This is a genomic window from Parahaliea maris, from assembly GCF_008064665.1.
GTDB classification, from domain to species: domain Bacteria; phylum Pseudomonadota; class Gammaproteobacteria; order Pseudomonadales; family Halieaceae; genus Parahaliea; species Parahaliea maris.
On sequence record NZ_VRZA01000006.1, the window covers coordinates 191,699 to 214,458 of the forward strand.

20 protein-coding genes are annotated in these 22,760 nt (G+C 64.0%); 16 read left to right on the plus strand and 4 right to left on the minus strand.

Going from position 1 to position 22,760, the window contains the following annotated elements; all coding sequences use genetic code 11:
• The first annotated feature begins 1 nt into the window (after position 1).
• Complete coding sequence (sbcB, locus tag FV139_RS16585) at positions 2–1,450, plus strand: exodeoxyribonuclease I (RefSeq protein ID WP_148069581.1); 1,449 nt, start codon at positions 2–4, stop codon at positions 1,448–1,450.
• Positions 1,451–1,463: 13 nt separating this feature from the next.
• On the opposite strand, the gene FV139_RS16590 is transcribed toward sbcB, so the two are convergent.
• The gene (locus FV139_RS16590) at positions 1,464–2,105 is read right to left on the minus strand and encodes a class I SAM-dependent methyltransferase (RefSeq protein WP_148069582.1); all 642 of its coding nucleotides are present in this window, start codon (positions 2,103–2,105) and stop codon (positions 1,464–1,466) included.
• Positions 2,098–2,502, minus strand: coding sequence for a hypothetical protein (locus FV139_RS16595; RefSeq protein ID WP_148069583.1), 405 nt, complete (start codon positions 2,500–2,502; stop codon positions 2,098–2,100). The genes FV139_RS16590 and FV139_RS16595 overlap by 8 nt, the downstream gene beginning before the upstream one ends.
• A 121-nt stretch (positions 2,503–2,623) precedes the next feature.
• On the opposite strand from FV139_RS16595, the gene FV139_RS16600 reads away from it, so the two are divergent.
• From FV139_RS16600 to FV139_RS16665, 14 genes are all read left to right on the plus strand, one after another.
• The gene (locus FV139_RS16600) at positions 2,624–3,637 is read left to right on the plus strand and encodes an aspartate carbamoyltransferase (RefSeq protein ID WP_148069584.1); all 1,014 of its coding nucleotides are present in this window, start codon (positions 2,624–2,626) and stop codon (positions 3,635–3,637) included.
• The gene (locus FV139_RS16605; RefSeq protein WP_148069585.1) at positions 3,637–4,254 is read left to right on the plus strand and encodes an NUDIX domain-containing protein; all 618 of its coding nucleotides are present in this window, start codon (positions 3,637–3,639) and stop codon (positions 4,252–4,254) included. Before FV139_RS16600 ends, FV139_RS16605 begins: the two co-directional genes overlap by 1 nt.
• A gap of 83 nt (positions 4,255–4,337) precedes the next feature.
• Positions 4,338–5,861, plus strand: coding sequence for a murein biosynthesis integral membrane protein MurJ (gene murJ, locus FV139_RS16610; RefSeq protein ID WP_148069649.1), 1,524 nt, complete (start codon positions 4,338–4,340; stop codon positions 5,859–5,861).
• A 100-nt stretch (positions 5,862–5,961) separates the two neighbouring features.
• Positions 5,962–6,894, plus strand: a complete 933-nt coding sequence (gene ribF, locus FV139_RS16615) for a bifunctional riboflavin kinase/FAD synthetase (RefSeq protein ID WP_148069586.1) — start codon at positions 5,962–5,964, stop codon at positions 6,892–6,894.
• Positions 6,895–6,910: 16 nt separating this feature from the next.
• A complete protein-coding gene (gene ileS / locus FV139_RS16620) occupies positions 6,911–9,715 on the plus strand; it encodes an isoleucine--tRNA ligase (protein ID WP_148069587.1) in 2,805 nt (934 codons plus the stop codon).
• A gap of 10 nt (positions 9,716–9,725) precedes the next feature.
• Positions 9,726–10,223, plus strand: a complete 498-nt coding sequence (lspA, locus tag FV139_RS16625; RefSeq protein WP_148069588.1) for a signal peptidase II — start codon at positions 9,726–9,728, stop codon at positions 10,221–10,223.
• Positions 10,224–10,226: 3 nt separating this feature from the next.
• Complete coding sequence (locus FV139_RS16630) at positions 10,227–10,673, plus strand: FKBP-type peptidyl-prolyl cis-trans isomerase (RefSeq protein WP_148069589.1); 447 nt, start codon at positions 10,227–10,229, stop codon at positions 10,671–10,673.
• Between the two features lie 14 nt (positions 10,674–10,687).
• Entirely contained in the window at positions 10,688–11,638 is a 951-nt protein-coding gene (gene ispH, locus FV139_RS16635) for a 4-hydroxy-3-methylbut-2-enyl diphosphate reductase (protein WP_148069590.1), read from the plus strand.
• Between the two features lie 115 nt (positions 11,639–11,753).
• Entirely contained in the window at positions 11,754–12,317 is a 564-nt protein-coding gene (locus FV139_RS16640) for a GspH/FimT family pseudopilin (RefSeq protein ID WP_268939957.1), read from the plus strand.
• Positions 12,304–12,894, plus strand: a complete 591-nt coding sequence (locus FV139_RS16645) for a PilV family protein (protein ID WP_148069592.1) — start codon at positions 12,304–12,306, stop codon at positions 12,892–12,894. The genes FV139_RS16640 and FV139_RS16645 overlap by 14 nt, the downstream gene beginning before the upstream one ends.
• Positions 12,878–13,894 carry a PilW family protein gene (locus FV139_RS16650; protein WP_148069650.1) on the plus strand — a complete coding sequence of 339 codons (1,017 nt, stop codon included), beginning with the start codon at positions 12,878–12,880 and terminating at the stop codon, positions 13,892–13,894. The genes FV139_RS16645 and FV139_RS16650 overlap by 17 nt, the downstream gene beginning before the upstream one ends.
• On the plus strand, positions 13,891–14,418 hold the full coding sequence (locus tag FV139_RS16655) for a hypothetical protein (protein WP_148069593.1): 528 nt from the start codon (positions 13,891–13,893) through the stop codon (positions 14,416–14,418). The genes FV139_RS16650 and FV139_RS16655 overlap by 4 nt, the downstream gene beginning before the upstream one ends.
• 13 nt (positions 14,419–14,431) lie before the next feature.
• On the plus strand, positions 14,432–17,461 hold the full coding sequence (locus FV139_RS16660; protein ID WP_148069594.1) for a pilus assembly protein: 3,030 nt from the start codon (positions 14,432–14,434) through the stop codon (positions 17,459–17,461).
• Positions 17,451–17,924: a type IV pilin protein gene (locus FV139_RS16665; protein WP_148069651.1), complete on the plus strand. Its 474-nt coding sequence runs from the start codon at positions 17,451–17,453 to the stop codon at positions 17,922–17,924. The genes FV139_RS16660 and FV139_RS16665 overlap by 11 nt, the downstream gene beginning before the upstream one ends.
• Position 17,925: 1 nt before the next feature.
• Here the strand turns inward: FV139_RS16665 and FV139_RS21080 are convergent, their stop codons facing one another.
• Entirely contained in the window at positions 17,926–19,299 is a 1,374-nt protein-coding gene (locus FV139_RS21080) for a sigma-54-dependent transcriptional regulator (protein WP_187276598.1), read from the minus strand.
• Positions 19,300–19,308: 9 nt separating this feature from the next.
• Positions 19,309–20,934 (minus strand): sensor histidine kinase, encoded by a 1,626-nt coding sequence (locus FV139_RS21085; RefSeq protein ID WP_235898690.1) that lies wholly within the window; start codon positions 20,932–20,934, stop codon positions 19,309–19,311.
• 183 nt (positions 20,935–21,117) lie between these two features.
• On the opposite strand from FV139_RS21085, the gene FV139_RS16675 reads away from it, so the two are divergent.
• Positions 21,118–22,749 (plus strand): NAD+ synthase, encoded by a 1,632-nt coding sequence (locus FV139_RS16675; protein ID WP_148069595.1) that lies wholly within the window; start codon positions 21,118–21,120, stop codon positions 22,747–22,749.
• The last annotated feature ends 11 nt before the right edge of the window (positions 22,750–22,760 follow it).

The following is a 22,760-nucleotide window of genomic DNA, read 5'->3' on the forward strand; positions in this document are numbered from 1 at the left end:
TTTGCCTGAAACCTTCTATTGGCACGACTATGAAACCTTCGGTGCCGATCCCTCGCGGGATCGGCCCGTGCAATTCGCCGGAGTTCGCACCGATGCCGATCTGAACATCATCGGCGATCCCCTGGTCATTTACGCCCGCCCCGCCAACGATTTCCTGCCCCATCCCCAGGCCTGCCTGGTGACGGGCATTACCCCCCAGGAGGCGCTGGAAAAGGGGGTGCCGGAGTGCGAGTTTATCGCCCGGATCCACTCCGAACTGGCCCAGCCAGGCACCTGTGGAGTGGGCTACAACTCCCTGCGCTTTGACGACGAGGTTACGCGCTACACCCTGTACCGCAATTTCTACGACCCCTATGCACGCGAATGGCAGAACGGTAATTCGCGCTGGGACATCATCGATATGTTGCGCGCCGCCTACGCCCTGCGCCCCGAGGGGGTGGAGTGGCCCCTGCGGGAGGACGGTCACGCCAGCTTCCGCCTGGAGGAGCTGACCGTCGCCAACGGCATTGCCCACGAGGCGGCCCACGACGCGCTGTCCGACGTGCATGCCACCATTGCCATGGCGCGGCTGATTCGGGAAAAACAGCCCCGGCTCTATGACTACGTGCTGGCCCACCGGGACAAGCGCAAGGTGGCGCAGCTGCTGGATGTGGCGAATATGAAGCCGGTATTGCACGTCTCGGGGATGTTCGGTGGCGAGCGCTTCAATACGGCGCTGGTGGTGCCGCTGGCGGAGCACCCGCAGAACCGCAACGAAATCATCTGCTTCGACCTTTCCAGCGATCCGGCCATGCTGGCGGAGTTGAGCCCCGCCGAGATTCAGGGCCTGCTTTACACACCTGCCAGCGACCTGCCTGAGGGGCAGCAGCGTCCGGGGCTGAAAACTCTGCGCCTGAACCGCTGCCCGCTGGTGGTCACCGCGAAGATGGCGAGCCCGGAAGTGGCGGCGCGGATCGGGCTCGACGGAGCCCTATGCCGGTCTCACCTGGCAGCACTGCGTGCGCAGAGGGCCGCCAACCTGGCCGATTTCACTGCTCGGGTGCAGGCCATCTACGCCGAACGCGAACGGCCACCGATTACCGACCCGGACCGTATGCTGTACAGCGGCGGCTTCTTTGGGGAGGCGGACAAGCGCGCCATGGCCCGGGTGCGCGAGGCAACGCCGGAAGCCCTGGCCAGCCAGAGCTTTCCCTTCGAGGACCCGCGACTTCCGGAAATGTTGTTCCGCTACCGGGCGCGCAATTTTCCCGAGTCCCTGTCCGCTGAGGAGATGGCGCAGTGGGAGGAGTTTCGCTTCCAGCGCCTCACCGAGCCCGAGGCGGGCGGCAGCCTGTGCATGGAGAGCTATCACGAGGAGATCGAGCAACTGCTCGCCGCCGGTGATCTCTCACCGGCGAAGGAACAGGTTTTGCATCGCCTGCTGGAGTACGGCGACAGCCTGTTGGCCTGAGGCGCCTTCGGCGTCAGCCGGAGGTCGTTGGCGTTGTTGGAGCATCGGGCTTTTTCGCGATGATGGTTTTTACCACATCGAGAAAAACGTGGTTCACTTCCTCCAGTTCAAACCCGGCCGCCACCACGTTATTGACCGTGCGCCGGTTCATCGAGGGGCCAATTTTCTCCGTCAACAGGGTCATCAGCTGCATCATGGCGCTGAAGGGGAAGAAGCGGCTGCCGGTGTGTTCGAACATGCACAGCTCGCCACCGGGCTTGAGCACCCGATGCAGGCTGCGCAGGCCGTTGACCGGGTCTGGCACCGAGCAGAATGTGCAGGCGGTAAACACCTGGTCGAAGTGGTCGTCGGGGAAGTCGAGTTCATGGACGTCCATTACCCGGGCTTCGAGTTCGCCGTCATAGGCGGTCACCCGCGGCGCCGCCACTTCCAGCATGGCCGGGCTGATATCGATGCCGGTAATGGTTTTGCCGGGCGGGAAGGCTGCTATGTCCAGGCCTGTGCCGAGTGCCATGAACAGGATGCGACCCTCTCCCATCCGGTTGAACAGGGCGTGCTTCACCGGGTGCCAGCGCTCCTCTGCGCCGCGCCCCGCCATGAGGTCGAAGGTCGGTGCGGCTTTATCCCACTTGGCCTGGGTAGCGAGATCAGTCATGTTCTGCACTCCTGGCGACGGCAGCCAGTGACTGCGGGCCGCGCACCTGGTTGTTCAATACCCAGACCACCACGATGCAGATGAGGCCGCAAACGGCACCCTCCACCAGCGCAAGCCCCCCGGAGATTGGCGTCATGGCGGCGTGCATGCCCACCACCATACCGGCAACCATCCCGGTCAGCATCAGGGGCACCATCACCTCCATGGCCCCGAAGTAGCGCCCCAGCGGGAGCCACAGCAGGGTGGCGAAGACCATGCCCAGCAGCATGGTGAGCACCATCACCAGCCACATGTTCCAACCCAGAGGGGTCATGGCGGCGATCAGCCAGCCGATCACGGCCCCGCCACCGATGTTGGCGAACAGGTCGCCAAGCACAAAAAACAGCCGTTGATCCATGTTATTCGGGCTCCGTTGCTGCGATTGGGTGGGAACATCATACGATAAGCTGGCACGCATGGGCATCCGGCCCCGGCAGGCCCTATAATGCCACCGAGTATCGTCAGTCATGGAGTTCAGCGTGCAATTCGCCGGCAGTCATATCCTCTCTGTTACCCAGTTCGAACGCGCCGACGTGGAGCGAATTTTCACCGTGGCCGACCGCATGGAGCCCTACGCCCATCGGCGCCGGGTGACCAAAGTGCTGGACGGCGCGATTCTCGGCTCCATGTTCTTCGAGCCCAGCACGCGTACCCGGGTCAGCTTTGGCAGTGCCTTCAATTTGCTCGGCGGGGAAGTGCGCGAGACCACGGGGTTCGAGAATTCCGCCATTGCCAAGGGGGAGTCTCTCTACGATACGGCCCGGGTATTGAGCGGCTATTCGGATGTCATTGCCATGCGCCACCCGGCAGCGGGTTCCGTAGCCGAGTTTGCCGCTGCCAGCCGGGTGCCGGTGATCAACGGCGGTGACGGTGCCAACGAGCACCCCAGCCAGGCGCTGCTGGACCTGTACACCATCAAGAAGGAACTGGCCGGCCGCGGCCGCGCCATCGATGGCCTGCGTATCGCCATGGTGGGTGACCTGCGTTACGGGCGCACGGTGCACTCGTTGTGCAAGCTGCTGTGCCTGTTCGACAAGGTGCAGGTGGTGCTGGTCTCACCCCAGGAGCTGAAGATGCCGGGGGAGATTGTGGAAGAGCTACGGCAGGCGGGCCACGAGGTCATTGAGTCCGATGCCCTCGAGGCGAGCATCGCCCACGTCGATATCGTCTACTCCACCCGCATTCAGGAAGAGCGCTTCAGCTCCCAGCAGGAGGCCGACCTGTACCGCGGCCGCTTCCGCCTGAACCAGAGCATCTATACCGAGCACTGCGAACCGAATACGGTGATCATGCATCCGCTGCCGCGGGATTCCCGGGACACCGCCCGGGAGCTGGATGATGACCTGAACGACAACCCCAACCTGGCCATTTTTCGCCAGACCGACAACGGCGTGCTGGTGCGCATGGCGTTGTTCGCCCTGGTGCTGGATGTGGTGGACCAGGTCGATCGGCACGCCCGCGACGTCAACTGGTATACCGCGGGGCGCTTCTGATGGGGTTTTCCCTCCGTTTCGGCGCGGACGCGGTACGGGTTCTCGAGGAGCAGCAGGCCTTTGACGGACACTTTTCCGTGCGTCGGGTGACGCTACAGCACCGCTGTTTCGGCGGTGGCTGGAGTGCACCCCTGACCCGGGAGGTCTTCGAGCGTGGCGATGCCGTGGGTGTCCTGCCCTACGACCCGGTGGAGGACTGTCTGATCCTGATTGAGCAGTTTCGCCCCGGGGCCATGCGCGGCTACGACTCACCGTGGATGCTGGAGCTGGTGGCCGGTGTGGTCGAACCCGGGGAGAGCGACCGCGAGGTCGTACACCGGGAGGCGCTGGAAGAAGCCGATTGCGAGCTCAGTGAACTGGAGCCTATCGCCAGTTACTACCCCAGCGCCGGGGCCTGCTCCGAACAGGTGCGGTTGTTTTGCGGCCGGGTGACGCGGGCCGGTGTCGGCGGTGTTCACGGGCTGGAATCGGAGGGTGAGGACATCCTCGTCCACGCCATTCCCCGCCTTGAAGTCCTGCAGATGCTGCGGGAGGACCGCATTCCCAACGGCCATACCCTCGTTGCCCTGCAGTGGCTTGCGCTGCACGGCGAGTCCCTGCGCGAGCGCTGGAGTTGACCAGGAGCGACACTCCCCGGCCCGAGGCCAGCCAGACCGAATCACGACCCGGCCTGCTGCGCTCCAGCGCCCTGGTGGGCGCGATGACCATGCTGTCGCGGGTGCTCGGCCTGCTGCGCGACATCGTGATTGCCGCCACAGTAGGGGCGAATGCCCTGGCGGACGCCTTTTTCGTGGCGTTCAAAATCCCCAATTTCCTGCGCCGCCTGTTCGCCGAGGGCGCCTTCTCCCAGGCCTTTGTGCCGGTGCTGGCAGACTATCGGGAGCAGGGCAGTCACGCGGCGGTGCAGGCCCTGGTCAACCGGGTCGCGGGGGTGCTCGGCGGCACCCTGCTGCTGGTGACGGGCCTGGCGGTGCTGGGCGCACCTGTCGTAGCGGCGCTCTTTGCCCCCGGCTTTCTGGATGATCCGCATAAATTCGACGCGGTTACCGGCATGATCCGCATCACCTTCCCGTATTTGCTGCTGATTTCCATGACCGGATTCTGCGGCGGCATCCTCAACAGTTACGGCCGCTTCGCGGTACCCGCGTTTACCCCGGTTTTTCTCAATCTGTCGCTGATCAGCGCTGCCCTCGTGGCGGCGCCGCGATTTGCCGAGCCGGTGTACGCGCTGGCCTGGGGGGTGGCACTGGCCGGTGTGCTGCAACTGCTGTTCCAGCTGCCCTCCCTGTATCGCCTGGACCTGGTGCCCCGGCCGGTCTGGGATACCCGCCACGAAGGGGTGCGGCGTATTCTCAAGCTGATGGGGCCTGCCCTGTTCGGGGTCTCGGTCAGCCAGATCAATTTGCTGCTCGATACTGTGCTGGCCTCCTTCCTGCCCACCGGGAGCGTCTCCTGGCTGTACTACTCCGACCGCCTCACCGAGCTACCGCTGGGCGTCTTCGGGGTGGCGGTGGCTACGGTGATCCTGCCCAGCCTGTCATCCCACCGGGCCGCGGAACGGAGTGAGGATTTCACCCTCACCCTGGACTGGGCGGTGCGCATGATCCTGCTGGTGGCGGTGCCGGCGGCGGTGGCGCTGGTGGTGCTGGCGGAGCCGATTCTGGTGACCCTGTTCCAGTACGGCGAGTTGGGGAGTTTCGATGTCCGCATGGCCAGCTACAGCCTGCAGGCCTACAGCCTCGGCCTGATCGCCTTTATGCTGATCAAGGTCCTCGCGCCCGGGTTCTACGCCCGCCAGGACACCAAAACCCCGGTGAAGATTGGCATCGTGGCGATGGTGGCCAACATGGTGCTCAACTTCCTTTTCGTGTTGCCCCTGCTGTTCTGGTTCAATCTCGGTCACGTGGGACTCGCCCTGGCCACCAGCGCGTCGGCCTGGCTCAATGCCGGGCTGCTGCTGCGGCGCCTGCGGGCGGAGGCCGTTTTCCACTTCCAGCCCGGCTGGGGCCGGTTTGTACTGCGCCTGCTGATTTCCACCGCGACGATGGGTCTGGTGGCCTGGGGTCTGGTGCCCGCGGTACCAGAGCTCGCCGCCATGGGGCCCCTGCACCGGGCACTGGCCATTGGCCTGGTCTGTGGCGGCGGCGGCCTGGCCTACCTGGTGTGCCAGGCTGCGCTGGGCGCACGACTCAGCCAATTGCGCACGCCGCGCAGCCACGCCTGAATTCCCCCTGTAGAGGGCAAATTGCCAGCCCCTGGCCATAGGACAAGGAGCCTCCTTTCCGTATAATTGGCGGTTTGGTTTGACGGGGGCGGAGCCCTGCATGGAGCTGATTCGAGGCCTGCACAATCTGCGGCCCAACCACCGCGGCTGTGTGGCCACCATCGGCGCCTTCGACGGGGTGCATCTGGGCCACCAGGCGGTCATAAACCACCTGCAGGGTAAGGCGCGGGAATTCGGGCTGCCCTCGGTAGTGATCGTGTTCGAACCGCTGCCCAGGGAGTCACTGGCACCCTTGTCGGCGCCGGCCAGGCTGATGAGCTTCCGCGAGAAGTTCCGCGCCCTGGAGGCGCTGGGCGTGGACCGCGTACTGCGTATCCGCTTTACCGAGTCACTGCGCAGCAAGACCGCCCAGTCCTTCGTGGACGACGTATTGGTCGCCGGGCTGGGTGTCCGCTACGTGGTGCTGGGAGACGACTTCCGCTTTGGCAATGCTCGCGAGGGCGACCTCGAGTTCATGCGGGAACAGGGTGTGCGCTATGGCTTTGAGGCCGAGCCCACCTCGACCTCTGAGCTCGGGGGTGAGCGCATCAGCAGCACGCGCATCCGCAAGGCCCTGGCGGATGCGGATTTCGCCCTGGCAGAGCGGCTGTTGAGCCGGCCCTACAGTATTTCCGGCAAGGTGGTGTACGGCCGGCAACTGGGACAAAGCCTGGGTTTCCCCACGGCCAATATGGAACTGCACCGGCTGCGTTCGCCGCTCTCCGGCGTGTACGTGGTGTCGGTGAGCGGGGCGGGTCTCAATGCTGCTGCCGGCGTCGCCAACGTGGGAACACGGCCCACGGTGAACGACAGCATCAAGGCCAACCTGGAAGTGCACCTGCTTGACTGCGACCGCAACCTGTATGGCAAGCACATCGACGTCACGTTCCGGCACAAGTTGCGGGACGAGGCCAAATTCGACTCGGTCGAGCAACTGCGCGAGCAGATCGGCCGGGATATCGCCTGCGCCCGGCAGTGGCTGGCCGCAGATTGACTGGTAGAAGATTGAAATGAGTGAGTACAAGAGCACCCTGAACCTGCCGCAGACGGCATTCCCGATGAAGGCCAGCCTGGCCCAGCGGGAGCCCGAGCGCCTGAAACAGTGGCAGGCCATGGACCTCTACGGCAAGATTCGCGCTGCCAGCGCCGGCAAGCCCAAATTTATCCTTCACGACGGCCCGCCCTATGCCAACGGCGACCTGCACGTGGGCCACGCAGTCAACAAGATTCTCAAGGACATCATCGTCAAGTCCCGTACCCTGGCGGGCTTTGATGCGCCCTATGTGCCCGGCTGGGACTGCCACGGCCTGCCGATCGAGCTGAACGTCGAGAAGAAAGTCGGCAAGCCCGGGGTCAAGATCAGCCCCGCCGAGTTTCGCCAGAAGTGTCGTGACTACGCCGCCCGCCAGGTCGACGGCCAGCGCGAGGATTTCGTGCGCATGGGGGTGCAGGGGGACTGGGATGACCCCTACCTGACCATGAACTTCCGCTTCGAGGCGGACATCGTGCGCACCCTGTCGCGGATCATCGACAACGGCCACTTGCACAAGGGCTTCAAGCCGGTGCACTGGTGCATGGACTGTGGTTCCGCCCTGGCCGAAGCCGAGGTGGAGTACAAGGACAAGCACTCGCCCGCCATTGACGTGGCTTACGCTGCGGTGGATTCCGCGGCCTTCAACACCGCCTGTGGCAGTGACTACAGTGGTGAGATTGCCATTCCCATCTGGACCACCACACCCTGGACACTGCCGGCCAGCATGGCCGTCAGCCTGCACCCGGAGCTCGACTATGTCCTGATCGAGGGCGAAGGCCGGGCACTCCTGGTGGCGGAAGAACTCGCCGAGGCCTGTGCCAGCCGCTTTGGCCTGCCGGGCCTGACCATTCTCGGACGCTGCAAGGGAGCCGCACTGGACCGCCAGTTGCTGCAGCACCCCTTCCTCGATCGCCAGGTGCCAGTGGTGCTGGGCGACCACGTGACGACCGACGCCGGTACCGGCGCCGTGCACACTGCACCGGCCCACGGCCAGGATGACTTTGTAGTCGGCCAGCGCTACGGCCTGGAGGTTTACAACCCGGTGGGTGGCAACGGCGTGTACCTGCCCGAGACCGAGCTGTTTGCCGGCCAGCATGTGATGAAGGCCAACGCCCTGATCGTGGACCTGTTATCAGAACGCGGCGTGCTGCTGCACCACGAACAGTACGAACATTCCTACCCGCACTGCTGGCGCCACAAGACCCCGATCATCTTCCGCGCCACGCCCCAGTGGTTTGTGAGCATGCAGCAGAACGGCCTGCTGGATGCCGCCAAGGAGGCGGTGGAGCAGGTGCAGTGGCTACCGGAGTGGGGCAAGGCCCGCATCGACAGCATGCTGGTCAACCGCCCGGACTGGTGTATTTCCCGCCAGCGCACCTGGGGCTCGCCGATCACCTTGTTTGTGCATCGGGAAACGGGCGAGCTGCATCCGCGTACCCACGAACTGATGGAGCAGGTGGCCCTGAAGATCGAGGAGCGGGGCATTGACGCCTGGTTCGACCTGGAGCCGGCGGAACTGCTGGGCGACGAGGCGGCGGACTACGACAAGATCACCGATACCCTGGACGTCTGGTTCGACAGTGGCGTGACCCACGCCTGTGTACTGCGCCAGCGCGAAGGCCTGCAGGCCCCGGCCGACCTCTACCTGGAGGGCTCCGACCAGCATCGCGGCTGGTTCCAGTCTTCCCTGCTGACCGGCATTGGCGCCTACGGTGAGGCACCCTACAAGACCGTACTGACCCACGGTTTCACGGTGGATGGGGAAGGACGCAAGATGTCCAAGTCCATCGGCAATATCGTGCCCGCCAAGAAGGTGATGAACGAGTTGGGTGCCGATATTCTGCGCCTGTGGGTAGCGGCGGCGGACTTCCGTGGCGAAGTGGCCGTATCCGACGAAATCTTCAAGCGGACCGCCGATTCCTACCGCCGTATTCGCAATACCGCGCGCTTCCTGTTGTCCAACCTGAACGGCTTCGACCCGGCAACAGACCTGGTGCCCGATGCCGAGATGCTGTCGCTGGACCGCTGGGCGGTGGATCGCGCAGCGCGGCTGCAGGAGGAGATCGCCCAGGCCTACGACCAGTACCAGTTCCACCTCATCTACCAGAAGTTGCACACCTTCTGCGCCAATGACCTGGGTGGCTTCTACCTCGATGTGATCAAGGACCGCCAGTACACCACGGCGGCTGACAGCCTGGCCCGGCGCAGCGCCCAGACTGCCATGTTCCACATTGGCGAGGCCCTGGTGCGCTGGGTGGCCCCCATCCTCAGCTACACCGCTGAGGAGATCTGGGAAAACCTGCCCGGTGAACGCGCCGAGTCGGTATTCCTGGTGGAGTGGTATCCTCAGCTGGCAACGCTGGCCCCGGGTGAAGCCCTGGGACGTGAGTACTGGCAGCGGGTTATGGATGTGCGCAACGCCGTCAACAAGGCCATCGAGCAGCAACGGGCGGAAGGCAATGTCCGCGGTTCTCTCGACACCAGCGTTACCCTGTACTGCAGCGCCAGCCTGCTGGAAGACCTGGAGCAGCTGGGTGATGAATTGCGTTTCGTATTGATCACCTCGGCTGCGGCCCTGGCGCCGCTCGCCGATGCTCCGGCCGATGCGGCGACTACCGAGATCGAGGGCCTGTGCCTGCAGGTGGCGGTGGCGACCGAGGAAAAATGCGAGCGCTGCTGGCACCGTCGCCCCGAGGTCGGCAAGATCGAGGCCCACCCGACCCTGTGCGGGCGGTGCGTGGAGAACATCGAAGGCCCCGGCGAACAGCGCCGCTACGCCTGAGGTGCCTGCAATGCGTTACGGTGTGGGCGCCTGGCCCTGGTATCTGCTCGCCCTGGTGGTGATCGGCCTGGACCAGTACAGCAAGGGGCTGGCCAGCGCGAGCCTCGAGTACGCGCAGCCGGTGCCGGTTTTTTCCTGGTTCAACCTGACTCTGCATCACAACACGGGTGCGGCGTTCAGTTTTCTCAGCGATGCCGGCGGTTGGCAGCGGTATTTCTTCACCGGTATCGCCGCTGTGGTCAGCGGTCTGCTGGTGGTCTGGATCTACCGCCTGCAGCGCGGGCAATGGCTGCTGGCCCTGAGTCTGGCACTCGTGCTGGGCGGCGCCATCGGCAACGTCTGGGACCGACTGGTGCTGGGCTACGTGGTCGACTTCATTTCTGTACACTATGCCGGGTATTACTTCCCGGCCTTCAACCTAGCGGACTCGGCGATTACCGGCGGCGCCATCGGCATGATTCTTGACACTTTCCTGGGCCGGCCCGAGGGCGGCACAAAGGAGGACTGAAGGGTGGATGTACCCGTTAGCGAGGGCACTCGCGTATATCTCAATTTTTCCGTGAGCCTGGAAGACGGTTCCGAGGTGGATTCCAACTTCGGCGGCGAGCCGGTGGATTTCGCCGTGGGCGACGGCAGTCTGCTGCCCGGCTTTGAACGCTGTATCTTCGGCATGCACCCCGGTCAGCGGCAGGTTTACACCGTGCTGCCGGAGGATGCCTTTGGCCAGCCCAATGACAACAATGTGCAGGTGATTCCGCGGTCGCACTTCGATGACGACGTGGAACTGGAAATCGGCCTGGTGTTTTCCTTTGCCGATGCCGGCGGTGGTGAACTGCCCGGCCTGATTGTGTCTTTCGACGACGAGGAGGTGACGGTGGACTTCAACCACCCGTTGGCGGGGCGTACAATCCTGTTTGACGTGCACATTCACCGGGTGGAGCCCACCGAGCTGCACTAATGGAGGCTGTCAGTTTGCAAATTCAGCTCGCCAATCCCCGCGGATTCTGCGCTGGCGTAGACCGCGCCATCGATATCGTGAACCGGGCACTGGACCTGTTCGGCGCTCCGATCTATGTCCGCCATGAAGTGGTGCACAACAAATTTGTCGTGGGTAACCTGCGGGAACGCGGCGCCGTGTTCGTCGATGAACTGCACGAGGTACCGGACGACTGCATCGTTATCTTCAGCGCCCACGGTGTGTCCCAGGCGGTGCGCAACGAGGCGGCCGGGCGCGGCCTGAAAGTCTTCGACGCCACCTGCCCCCTGGTGACCAAGGTGCATATGGAAGTCGCCCGCTACAGCGCCCAGGGCCGTGAGTGCATCCTGATCGGTCATGCCGGCCACCCCGAGGTGGAAGGCACCATGGGGCAGTACGATCACAGCGCGGGTGGCGAAATCTACCTGGTAGAGGACGAAGAGCAGGCCGCTTCCCTCGAGGTTCGCGACCCCCAGCATCTTTCCTACGTCACCCAGACCACCCTGTCCATGGATGATACCGCCAGGGTGATCGATGCCCTGCGAGCGCGATTCCCGGCCATCTGCGGCCCGCGCAAGGACGATATCTGCTACGCCACCCAGAACCGACAGGACGCGGTCAAGGAACTGGCGGCGAGCTGCGATCTGGTACTGGTGGTGGGGTCACCGAATTCGTCTAATTCCAACCGTCTGCGGGAACTGGCCGAGCGCATGGGGGCCAGTGGCTACCTGATCGACGGCCCCGAGGATATCGACCCGGCCTGGCTGCAGGGAAAGTCGCGCATCGGCATTACGGCGGGCGCGTCGGCACCGGAGGTGCTGGTGCAGGAAGTGGTCGATCGCCTGCGTGAGCTGGGCGCCAGCGAACCGGTGGAAGTGCAGGGCCGGCCGGAAAATGTCACCTTCTCTCTCCCCAAAGAGTTGCGGATCGCCGCGAAAAATATCTGAATTCTCTCCGGTGGCCCAGCCGAAGCGGCCACCTTTCATCACATTCCTCCGTTGACTGGTAACACCTTCCCGGCGGCCTAGACTGCCCCTGACAGGGAGGTGTGCCGTGAACAGGATGTTCCGACCCCACCCGGTGCGCCCGGCGCGCCGGAGTGGGGGTTTGACACTGATGGAGTTGCTGATAGCGCTGGCGGTACTGGCCGTGGTCCTCGGCCTTGCCGCGCCGTCGATGCAATCCCTGTTGCTGCAGGCGCAATTGCGCAGTGAAGGGTCGCGGCTGCTGAATGCAGTCCAGTTGGCACGAAGTGAGGCGGCGGCCCGCTTCCGGCCGGTCAGTATCTGCCCCGCAGTACAGGCTGCCGCAGGCGAACTACGCTGTGGCGGTACCTATGGAGACGGCTGGCTGGTGCTGGAGGGTCTTCCTCAGGATGCCGTGATCGAGCCGGCCAGGCTGCTGCGCCTCTACCACTCCGTACCTGATGGCTATCGGGTGGCAGACAGAGCCGGAGCAGACGCTGTCGGGGCATTCACCTATTACCCGGACGGGGCTACACGCCGGAATCTCACGCTGTCGGTCTGCTCCCGCCAGCGGCCGGACCTGGCTGGCTGGAGCGTGGTGATCAACCGGGTGGGGCGAGCGCGGCTGGCGCGTGACTGGGGGCGTTGTGAGGCAGTCTGAGCATCGTTGTCCCGGGGCGCGCGGCGCCACCCTGATCGAGGTTGCCATCACCCTGCTGGTGCTTGCGGTGGGGTTGTTGGGGCTGATTCGACTGCAGGGGCTGGCCCGGTTGGAACTATTCGATGCCGCTCAACGCACTACGGCGAGTGGCCTTGCCCGGGATGTTCTGACCCGTGTCCACGAGAACCGCAATGAGTTGGATGCTTATCAGGCCCTGGGCCTCATTCGCTATGAGGCCGGCAGGGAACTGGCCCGGGACTGTGGTGCGCAAACCTGTTCCAGCCATGAGCGGGTGAGCTTCGACGCTTACCAGTGGCACCTTCGCCTTGGAGGTTTGACGCCACTCGCAGGTGCTGACGCCGGGCCGCGCGCGGACGGTGGATTGGTCATGGGGCAGCTCTGTGTTTACCACGACGGGGGGCAGGTGGGAGTGGAGGTGAGCTGGCACAGCGCGGTGGTCGAGGCAGGGGAGGGCGCGGTTGCTGAATCCGCTCCGGTTTGTATTGGAGAGGGAGAGGGAGAGGGCGATAGCAGCCGGCAGATGATGAGGATGGTCAGCCATGTCGGGGAATGGTAGGTCGCCTCTCAAGCGGCAGCGTAAGGGTGGCTTTTCGCTGCTGGAGCTGATGATCGCCCTGGCACTGGGTTTGCTGTTGATGTCCGGTATCGTCCTGGTGTACCTGGAGAGCCGGCGACAGTCGCTGGTGGAGGCGGAAGGAGCCCGGCTACAGCAGGCGGGTCGCTATGCCCTGTCACTGCTGCAGCACGAACTGTTGATGGCGGGCTTCTACGGTCGTTTAACGGCTACCTCGAACATTCCTCGCAACCCATCGGCACCGGGCTGCGGCGCGCTAACGGGCTGGTCGCTGGAACCGCTTCCGGCCATCGACCTGATCGACGACGTGGCATCCTCGTCCCGCCTCAGTGTGCACGGTCAGGCGCTGGACTGTCTTCCCTCCGGCACCGGGGGGATTGCTCCAGGTACCGATGTCCTGGTGATCAAGCGAACGGCGGCCGAGCCCACGCTGGCCCGGGGAGAACTCGCAACGGGGGTGAGTGGCGCGGAAGCATCCCAGTGGTACTTGCAAGCGGATGAGCAGGCAGGCACGGCGCGCTGGTATTACGTACCCGACGGCGGCGATTTTCCGGCCGGAAGCAACGGGATGGGCCAGTACTTCTGGGAAGCCTATGCCGCCATATTTTTTATCCGTCCGTGGTCGCAGGCCGGCGATGGCGTGCCGACGCTCTGTGTCGAACGCTTGTCGGCGAACAGCATGGGGCCGGCGGAATGCCTTGTGGAAGGGGTGGAGGACCTGCAGTTCAGTTTTGGCCTGGATGCAGACAGGGACGGCCGCGCGGAGCGTTTCAGCGACCGGCCGACGGCCCTGGAACTGGATCAGGCGACGGTTGCCCGGGTAGCCCTGCTGATCCGGAGCCTGAATCCCGTGCCCGGGATACGCGGAGGAGGCGAGGCTGGGCGCAATAGTGGCCTCGACGACGATGGCTACCTGCGGCAGTGGTTCAGCGCCACGGTGGCGCTGCGTAATCACCATCCCCTGAGAGGGGCCGGGCGGTGAGGCTGCAAACCGGTGCCGCGGGTGCCGGCCGATCGGTGCGGGGAGTCGTGCTGCCGATGGCCCTGTGTTTTCTCCTGCTCCTCGCACTGATGGCAGCCGGTGCCGCCCGCAACAGTACGCTGGAATATCGTCTGTCGGGCAATGGTCAGCAACAGGAGGCTCTGCGGCAAATGGCGGTAGGCGCAACTCGGGCACTGGCGGCGCAACCGCAGGGGTTTAGCTCAGGGCTGGCATTGGGTGAGCGTCGCTGTGCTGCTCTGGGCTTGTGCGATCAGGCGGTTCTTCAGCTGCCTGCCACGGTCGCCCTGCCAGACAGGCCTGAAAGTCTCCACTATCACATCGAGCGAACGGGCCCCGTGGCGGGGGCGTTGATTCTCAGGGCGCCGGAGGCAGACGCCTTCAGTGTCGGCCGCTTTGACTTCGAGCGATTTGAAGCGCTGGTGGAGCTGGATGAACGCGATGCCCGCGGCGGAGCGGCTGTGGTTGCCGTGGGTATTGCCAGGCGCCGTGGGTTGGCGAACTAGGGAGGGATGAGCCATGTGGAGGCACTATGTTCTCGGCCTGTTGCTGCTTGTCGGGCAGCTCGTCGGCCTACAAGCAGATGATACCGCCATCTACCGTCGTGAGGGGCTGGGCGCGGATCACCTGCTACTGGGCATTGACTTGGACAGCGCCAGTGCAGCGCCTGCCTGCAGCACCCTGGCAGAATGCCGCCCTCCCTATCTGTCGCCCGACGCCTTTGAGCGGCTGGCGGAACAGCGCATTGGCGCGTCTGGAGAAGCTACAGGCGATGTGCCGGTAACCCGCCTGGAAGTCACCCTGGCCGTGTTGTCCTCGGTACTGTCGAAGCCACGGTTCGATACCGTACGCGCTGCGTTCATACTGCGGCAGGGAGGCAGCACAGAAGTGTTGCAGCCCTTTGAGGAAGTGGCGCAGGCTCGCGGACGCCTGGAGACGGCGCTGTGGTCGTTACCCTCTCGGCTGCAGCCAGAGGCAGCACCCCTCGGTTCGCCATTGGCGATTTACCCCGACTGGTTGCGGTTGACTGAGGATGGCGAGATGCCCATGCCGGAGGGCGCGTGCCCCCGCCTGTATACGATGCTGCTCAGTCACGCCACCCCGGAGCGCTGGGTAGATCTGGATAGCGCGGCCCTGGAACCTACCTCGGTGCTACCCGAGGTAGTTCTCGCCTCCCCTGGGGCCTTACTCAGCTATCTTCACGGTGAGTTGACCCTTCACGGTGAGTTGGCCGACCTGTTCCCGTCGCTACCGAATCGGCAGTTCATCTCGCAGACCTTGCTGGCGACGTCGGACGAGGCAGCCACAGTACTGGAGGCAATGGGTAGCTCCGCAGGGAGTTATTCCGTGCTTCAACTCGTGCAGCCCAGGGCGCTTGAACAGCAGTTATCGAGCTTGTTGCAGGACCCGTCCCCGCGAGCCCTGACCCTGGCCGCACCTGGAATCCTGCCTCCGGCTGGGTCGCGACGGGGCCAGGTTTTCCTGCCGCTCTTTGCCGGTTCGAGCCGGGTGGGCTGGCCTGGCAACCTGAAAAAGCTGGAGCTGGTCCCACCTGCCGGGGCCGATGAGGACCCCGGGCTAACGGGTTACCGGGATGCACTGGGTCGTGTCGCGCTGGAACCCAATGGCCCTACTATGGGCCAATTAAAGCAGGAAGCACTGACATTCTGGACACTGGCCGAGATGCTTCCGGCAGGGGCGGGCGGCGTGGATGGCGATCAGGTCCTGCTGGGCGGCGCTGGTCAACTGATGGCGTACGGGCTAGAAGCCAGTGATGTTCCAGGCGGCCGCCAGCTTTACCTCGAACCGCCGGTTGTCGCCAACGGTTCAGACAACGCCCTGATCGCGCTGGAACCGGAGGAAGCTACTCTCACTGCCGCCCCGTATCTGATGGCAGAGCTCATGCCGGCCGACACGGAACAGGCCCTCGACTGGTTGCGCTGGCTGCGGGGGGAAGACGTGGATGACGAAGACGGCGATGGTGATACGACGGAACTGCGCGACTGGTTGCTGGGGGCGTTGGTTCACTCCCGTCCTGCCGTCATCAACTACGGTGCCCAGTCCGGTTACAGTACTGCCAATCCTCTGGTGCGTATTTTCGTGGGCAGTAATCACGGGTTATTGCACGCCTTTGACAACACCACTGCGGAGGGAGAGGAAAGCGGCCGGGAAAGGTTTGGTTTTATTCCCCGCGCCCTGCTGGAGGTTCAACGGGCCAGGCGGGAACAGGGCGACGCCGGTGAGGGCTTGTATGGCGTGGACGGAGCTCCTGTTGCGCTGCTCCGGGATCGCAACGGTGACGGCCAGATTGTCGCCGATGAGGGCGACCGCGCCTGGCTCTTCTTCGGCCTGCGCCGGGGAGGTGCCCACTACTATGCACTGGATGTGAGCGACCCGAATGTCGCCCCCGTTCTGCGTTGGCACATCGACAGCGACCCTGGCGCGCATTTCGCCGAACTGGGCTTGAGCTTCGCTGAGCCTGTGGTGGGTCGTGTTCGTTTTGCTGCCGAGTCGCGAGAGGTGGTCATCCTGACAGGTGGCTATTACGGAGGAACCGACGATACAGGCCAGCCCCTCGGCAAAGACAGCGGCAGTAGTGAGGACCCGATCGGTAACGCCATTTTCGTGGTGGATGCCCAGTCCGGCGAATTGCTCTGGAAGGCAGTGCGCGGCAGCACCGTGGAAGGCACGGATACCCGTTTCGAGCATCCGGGGCTCAGCGACAGCTTTCCCTCAGGCCCTGCAGCGTTACGTGACAGCAGTGGGGTCATCTATCGTTTGTATCTGGGTGACAGTGGCGGGGCGGTTTGGCGGGTGGATCTACCGCCGGGGGAAGGTCCCGGCCACAGGGCGCGCAACTGGTCCCTCAGCAAATTTGCCCAGTTGGACGGTGAGTCGGCAGAGGACGATCGCCGTTTCTTTCACCCCCCTGACCTGGTTCGCAGTGTGGACGCCGGGGGCAGGCCCTTCGATGGTGTGCTGATTGCCAGCGGCAACCGCGCCGCGGCAGGTGATACCGGGGTACGGGATGGACTGTTCTATCTGAGGGACTACGCCATTGAGCCGGGACCTCCCGAACTCCCCCAGCGCGCCCCGATAGCAATCACCACGCTCCCCGACCTTTCGACATGCAATCCCGCTGACGACGCGGAGTGCGCCGGAAGTAACGTGAACGGTTGGCGCCTGATGTTCTCCGGGGTCGGAGAAAAAGGGCTGTCGACGCCCCTGACGGAGGCGGGGGAGGTCTTCTTCACCACCTTTGTGCCGCCAACTCAGTCCGAGCGTTGTAGGGGGGGAACAGGGCGCAGCTTGCTCTACCGGATCAACCTCGCAGATGGCAGCGCAGTCGAGGAAGGCGGGAGAGCCGACATGGTCGCTGACGGACTTTCTCACGGGGTGGTCGCGGTGGGTGACGCCCTGCTATTGCCCGGCTCGGGCTCGCCGGCTGGCGAGGAAGGCAGCGATAAGCCTGCCCGCAAATTGATCCCGCAGCAAGGGAAGACATTCTTCCAGCTCTACTGGCGCGAGCCCGGGCGCGATGATCTCTAGGCCGGGGCGGAACAGCTTTGGGAGTCAGTTCCCGGCTGGCGGCTTTTCACTCGTGGAATTGCTGGTCGTCACCGCGATTGTCGCGATCCTGCTGGGTGTCGCCCTGCCGGGCTACGAACGCCAGATGCTACGAGTCAAACGAACTACCGCGCTCGCCGTACTGGAGCAGCTACGCGCCCGGCAGGAGCGCTTTTTTGTTCACCATCACCGGTATGCCGAAACCTTTAACGAACTCGGCTTCGCCAGCGAGGTGTATGCCATCGACGCCGAGGGGCGGGCCGTCGAGCCGGACTCCAGGCAGCGCAGCTACCGTATCACCCTGACCGCAGCCACCGGGCTGGGCTACCAGTTGAGAGCCATTGCCCAGTTGCGGCAGCGGCGGGATGCCCGTTGTCAGGAATTGGCAGTGGACGGTAGAGGTGCGCGCGAGGCACAGCCCGGGGCTGTGGAAGAGTGTTGGTAGCTCAGTCGTCCAGCTTCAGTTTCTGCAGCCGGTACCGCAGGCTGCGGAAGCTGACCCCGAGCAGTTTGGCCGTGGCTGTCTTGTTCCAGCGGCACTGCTCCAGCGCGGCACTGAGAATCTGCCGCTCGACATCCTCCAGGTAGCCCTCGAGGTCGCCGATCGCTGCCTCGTAATCTATCCCGCCCGTCATCACTGGCGCCGCAGGCGTATCGGCGACGGTATTGCGGGGGTTGAGTTGCAGGTCCTCCGCGCTGATCTGCTGGCCGTCGCTCAACGCCCACGCCCGCTCGATGATGTTCTCCAGCTCGCGCACATTGCCGGGGAAATCGTAGGCGCGCATCGCGTTCATTGCGGAGGGTTGTAGTTGGGGGCGCTCCCCGTTCTCCCCCGCAATCCGCTGGATGATCCGCGCCACCAGGGCGGGCAGGTCGTCGAGTCGCTGGCGCAGGGGGGGAACGTGGACGTCGATCACGTTGATACGGTAGTAGAGGTCATTGCGAAAACGCCCGGCGGCTACCTCGGCTGCCAGATCCCGGTGGGTCGCACTGAGCACCCTGACATCGGTGGGGATTTCCTCACTGCTACCGACAGGACGCACCGCTTTTTCCTGAATGGCGCGCAGGAGTTTGACCTGCATGACAAGGGGTAGGTCGGCCACCTCGTCCAGGAACAGGGTGCCACCTTCGGCGGCCTGAAACAGTCCGGGCTTGTCGCGGTTGGCGCCGGTGAAGCTGCCTTTGACATGGCCGAACAGTTCGCTCTCCATCAACTCGTGGGGTATGGCGCCGCAGTTCACCGCGACAAAAGGCGCAGCTGCACGGGGGCCATGGTTGTGGATCAGCCGGGCGACGACTTCCTTGCCGCTGCCCGACTCCCCCTGAATGTGGACCGGCGCCTGACTGCGAGCGAGCTTCAGTGCCTGCTGGCGGAGGGTCTTGATGGCGGGACTTTCACCGATCAGTTCGGGGCCGCGGGTGGAACCATTCGCAGGCGGTTCAGGCGCTTCGGGCTCGGCCAGGCGCAGGGCGCTGCTCACCAGGTTGCGCAGACCCTCGAGTTCGATCGGCTTGCTGATAAAGTCGAACGCCCCCGCCTTCAGGGCGGTGATGGCCGTTTCCACGCTGCCGTGGGCTGTGATCATGGCGACCGGGATATCGGGAAACTCGGCGGCGATCGACTCCACCAGGCTGATGCCGTTGCCATCCGGCAGGCGCATGTCGGTCAGGCAGAGGTTGGGGGGGCGCTCCCGTAGCTTGGCCTCGGCTTCGCCCAGGCTGGCCGCGCTGACGGTGTCCAGCCCCATGCGACTCAGGGTTATCTCCAGCAACTCGCGGATGGCGGGTTCGTCGTCGACAATGAGTACGGTCTGTTTCATCGAGTCAGTTTATAGGGCACGTTTACTCAGAGCCAGACGAAAGCGGCTTTCGCCGTCTTCCGTGGGCTGGTAGCTCAGCGAGGCGTTGTTGATTTCGCAGAGCTCCTTACACAGGTACAGTCCCATGCCACTGCCGGATTCCACGGTAGTGAAAAATGGCTCGAACAGCTTGCCGCGATCGCCGGGCGGCACGCCGTGCCCCTCGTCGATGACATCGATAAAACATTGAGTGACCTGGAAGTCGAGTGCCACTTCCACCCGGGCCCGCTCGTGACCGGTGGCGAGTTTGCTGTGCCGGAGGGCATTATCGAGCAGATTGGTGAGTACCCGGCGCAGGTTCTCGGGGTCAAACTCCACCAGCAGGTCGCGATAGGGGCAGTTGACCGTAATACCGGCGGGCCGGTGCAGGGTATCCAGGTAGTCGCCCACGAATTTTGCCAGCCAGTCTGCCAGCAGCAGGTACTCCGGCCGGGGTGGCTCGCGCCGGGATATTTGCATCACGCTTTCCACGATCTGGTTCACCCGGACGCTGTTTTCCTGGATGATTTCCGCCATGCGGTGATCGGCCGAGCCCAGGTCCGGGGATTCCTTGAGTAACTGGGCAGCATGGCTGATGGCGCCCAACGGGTTGCGAATTTCGTGGGCGATGCTGGCGGTCAGGCGCCCCAGGGAGGTCAGTTTGAGGGCCTGGGCGTACTGTGTGACCGGGGTGTAGTCTTCCACGAAGACCAGGGCTTCCCCCTCGCTGCCGGGCTGCAGTTCGCGGAAGTTGGCAATGACGGGCGGCCCTCCGGATTGCACCTGAAAAGGTTGTGCCCGGTGGAGGCCGCTGTCACGCCAGTGTTCAAACTGCAGTGCGAGGTCTTCACTGTATTCTGCCAGCTGGCGCCCCTGTTCCACGGTGACCGGGCGTTCCGGGGCCAGCAGACTGGTGGCGGCCTTGTTCATGACTCTCACCCGGCCGTCGCCCGCCACCAGCAGGATGCCGGCCTGCATGTGCTGCACAATCTGCTCATTGAGCCGCTGCAGATTGTAGAGGTCGCCGGCCCGGCTCCGTGCCAGTTCTTCGGCGCGATCCAGGCGGACTGCGATAACCTGCACCATGATGGATACGCTGAACAGCAACAGGCCAAGCAGGCCGGCCGGGAACAGGGCATTGAAAGACAACTGGTCGGTAATGATCAGGCGCACGGTATCGAGCAACACCGCCAGTACACTGAGGGCCGCCACCAGGGTGGCCAGGGTGCGGTGGCTGATCATCACGGCACTGGCCGCCACGGTAATGACCAGCAGCACCGGCAGGCCACTGATCATGCCGCCACTGGCGTCGGACAACAGGATGATGGCGCCGATATCGACCAGGAAGACCAGGAACAGGAAGCGGCGATTATGGTGCCAGTTTGCGGACAGGGAGCCCATGAGCACCACACTGGTGGCCACGTAGGCCAGAGCGACGACCAGGTACAGCGACGGGTTCTGGCCGCCGACCAACTGGCGCGTGTTGGGGCTGATCAACATGATCAGCAGCACCACCGACAGCAGTGAGCGATAGGCGACATAGATACGGAACAGGGTGGTGTTCTGCCGGCCGCTGGTCTGGTTGACGGGGTTGGTAAGTATCGCTGGCCGGGTCAAGTGGGTACCGTGTCGTCTTGTTATTGGTGGGCATTGCGCAACCGGGTCCAGTTTAACAGTACTCGTGGCTGCCGTGTCGACTGCGGGCACGTTCGGGTTGCTGCCTGGGGCTGGCCATGACTTGCGCTTTCCCGGAAAATACGCCCCTCACGCGGTACAGGTAGCTCTTTCAGGTAAGACAGCATGACAACTCTCAATATCCTCATGGCCCAGATGAACACCTTGGTGGGAGGCTTCGAGGTCAATACCGCCAAGGTGATTGACACCCTGCGACGTGCCGAGGACGAGCACGCGGCTCCGGTCGTGGTGTTCCCTGAGCTAACCCTGAGCGGTTACCCGCCGGAGGACCTGTTACTGCGCCCCAGTATCGAAATCCGCGTAGCCAAGGCGCTGGAGCAAATCTGTGCCGCCATGACCGGCGATGGCTGGATCGTGCTTGGCTACCCGCGGCGTATTAGCGGGGCCCTGTATAACGTCGCCGGCGTTCTGCACCGTGGCCGGGTCGTGGCGGAGTACCGCAAGCAGTGCCTGCCCAACTACCAGGTATTCGACGAGAAGCGGTACTTTCAGCCCGGCGACTCCCCCTGCGTTGTCGACATCCAGGGGGTGCGAGTCGGGTTGACGGTCTGCGAGGACATCTGGGAGCCGGGCCCCACCCGCCAGGCCGCTGAAGCGGGTGCCCAGTTGCTGATCAATATCAATTCCTCTCCCTATCACCGCGGGAAGCGGGATGAACGCTGGCGCCTGGTGAGTGAACGGGCGCGTAGCGCCAGTCTGCCCATTGTCTACGTGAACCAGGTGGGTGGGCAGGATGAACTGGTGTTTGATGGCGGTTCCTTTGCCGTCTCTGCTGCCGGTGAAGTCTGTGCCGCTGCCCCCAATTTCGATGAGGGGGAATACTGGCTGCAGGCGCACTGCGAGGACGCCGGTGTGGCGTTTACCGGTCTCGACATCGCACCGGCCCTGGACGAACTGGCAGCCACCTGGCACGCCCTGGTGCTGGGGGTGCGGGACTACGTCAACAAGAACCGTTTCCGTGGAGTCGTACTGGGCCTTTCAGGCGGTGTGGATTCTGCCCTGACCCTGGCGGTGGCGGTCGAGGCGCTGGGGCCTGACCGGGTCGAGGCCATCATGATGCCCTTCCGATATACCTCCCAGATGAGTGTGGAGGACGCCGCCGAGCAGTCCCGCACCCTGGCAGTACAGCACAAGGTAATCTCCATCGAACCCATGTACGAGTCCTTTATGGCCTCGCTGAGCGAAGAGTTTGCCGGTTTGGCGCCCGACACCACCGAGGAAAACCTGCAGGCCCGCTGTCGCGGAGTATTGCTGATGTCCATCTCCAACAAGAAGGGCCTGCTGGTCCTTACGACCGGCAACAAGAGCGAACTGGCGGTAGGCTATTCGACCCTCTATGGGGACATGGCCGGTGGATTCGATGTACTGAAGGATGTGCCGAAAACGCTGGTGTATGAACTGTGTCGCTATCGCAACGCCCTCGGGCCCTGCATACCGGAGCGGGTGATCGAGCGCCCACCCTCCGCCGAGCTGCGCCCGGACCAGAAAGACCAGGACAGCCTGCCCGAGTACGACGTGCTGGATCGCATCCTGGAGATGTACGTGGAGCAGGACTGCAGCGCCTCGGCCATCATCGCCGCGGGGATGGACCCGGACGACGTGCACCGGGTGCTGCGGCTGGTGGACCTCAACGAATACAAACGGCGCCAGGCGCCGATCGGGGTGCGGATTACCCAGCGTGGCTTTGGTAGGGACCGGCGCTACCCGATCACTGCTGGTTGGACCCTCGGCGACTAGCGCGGGTCAGC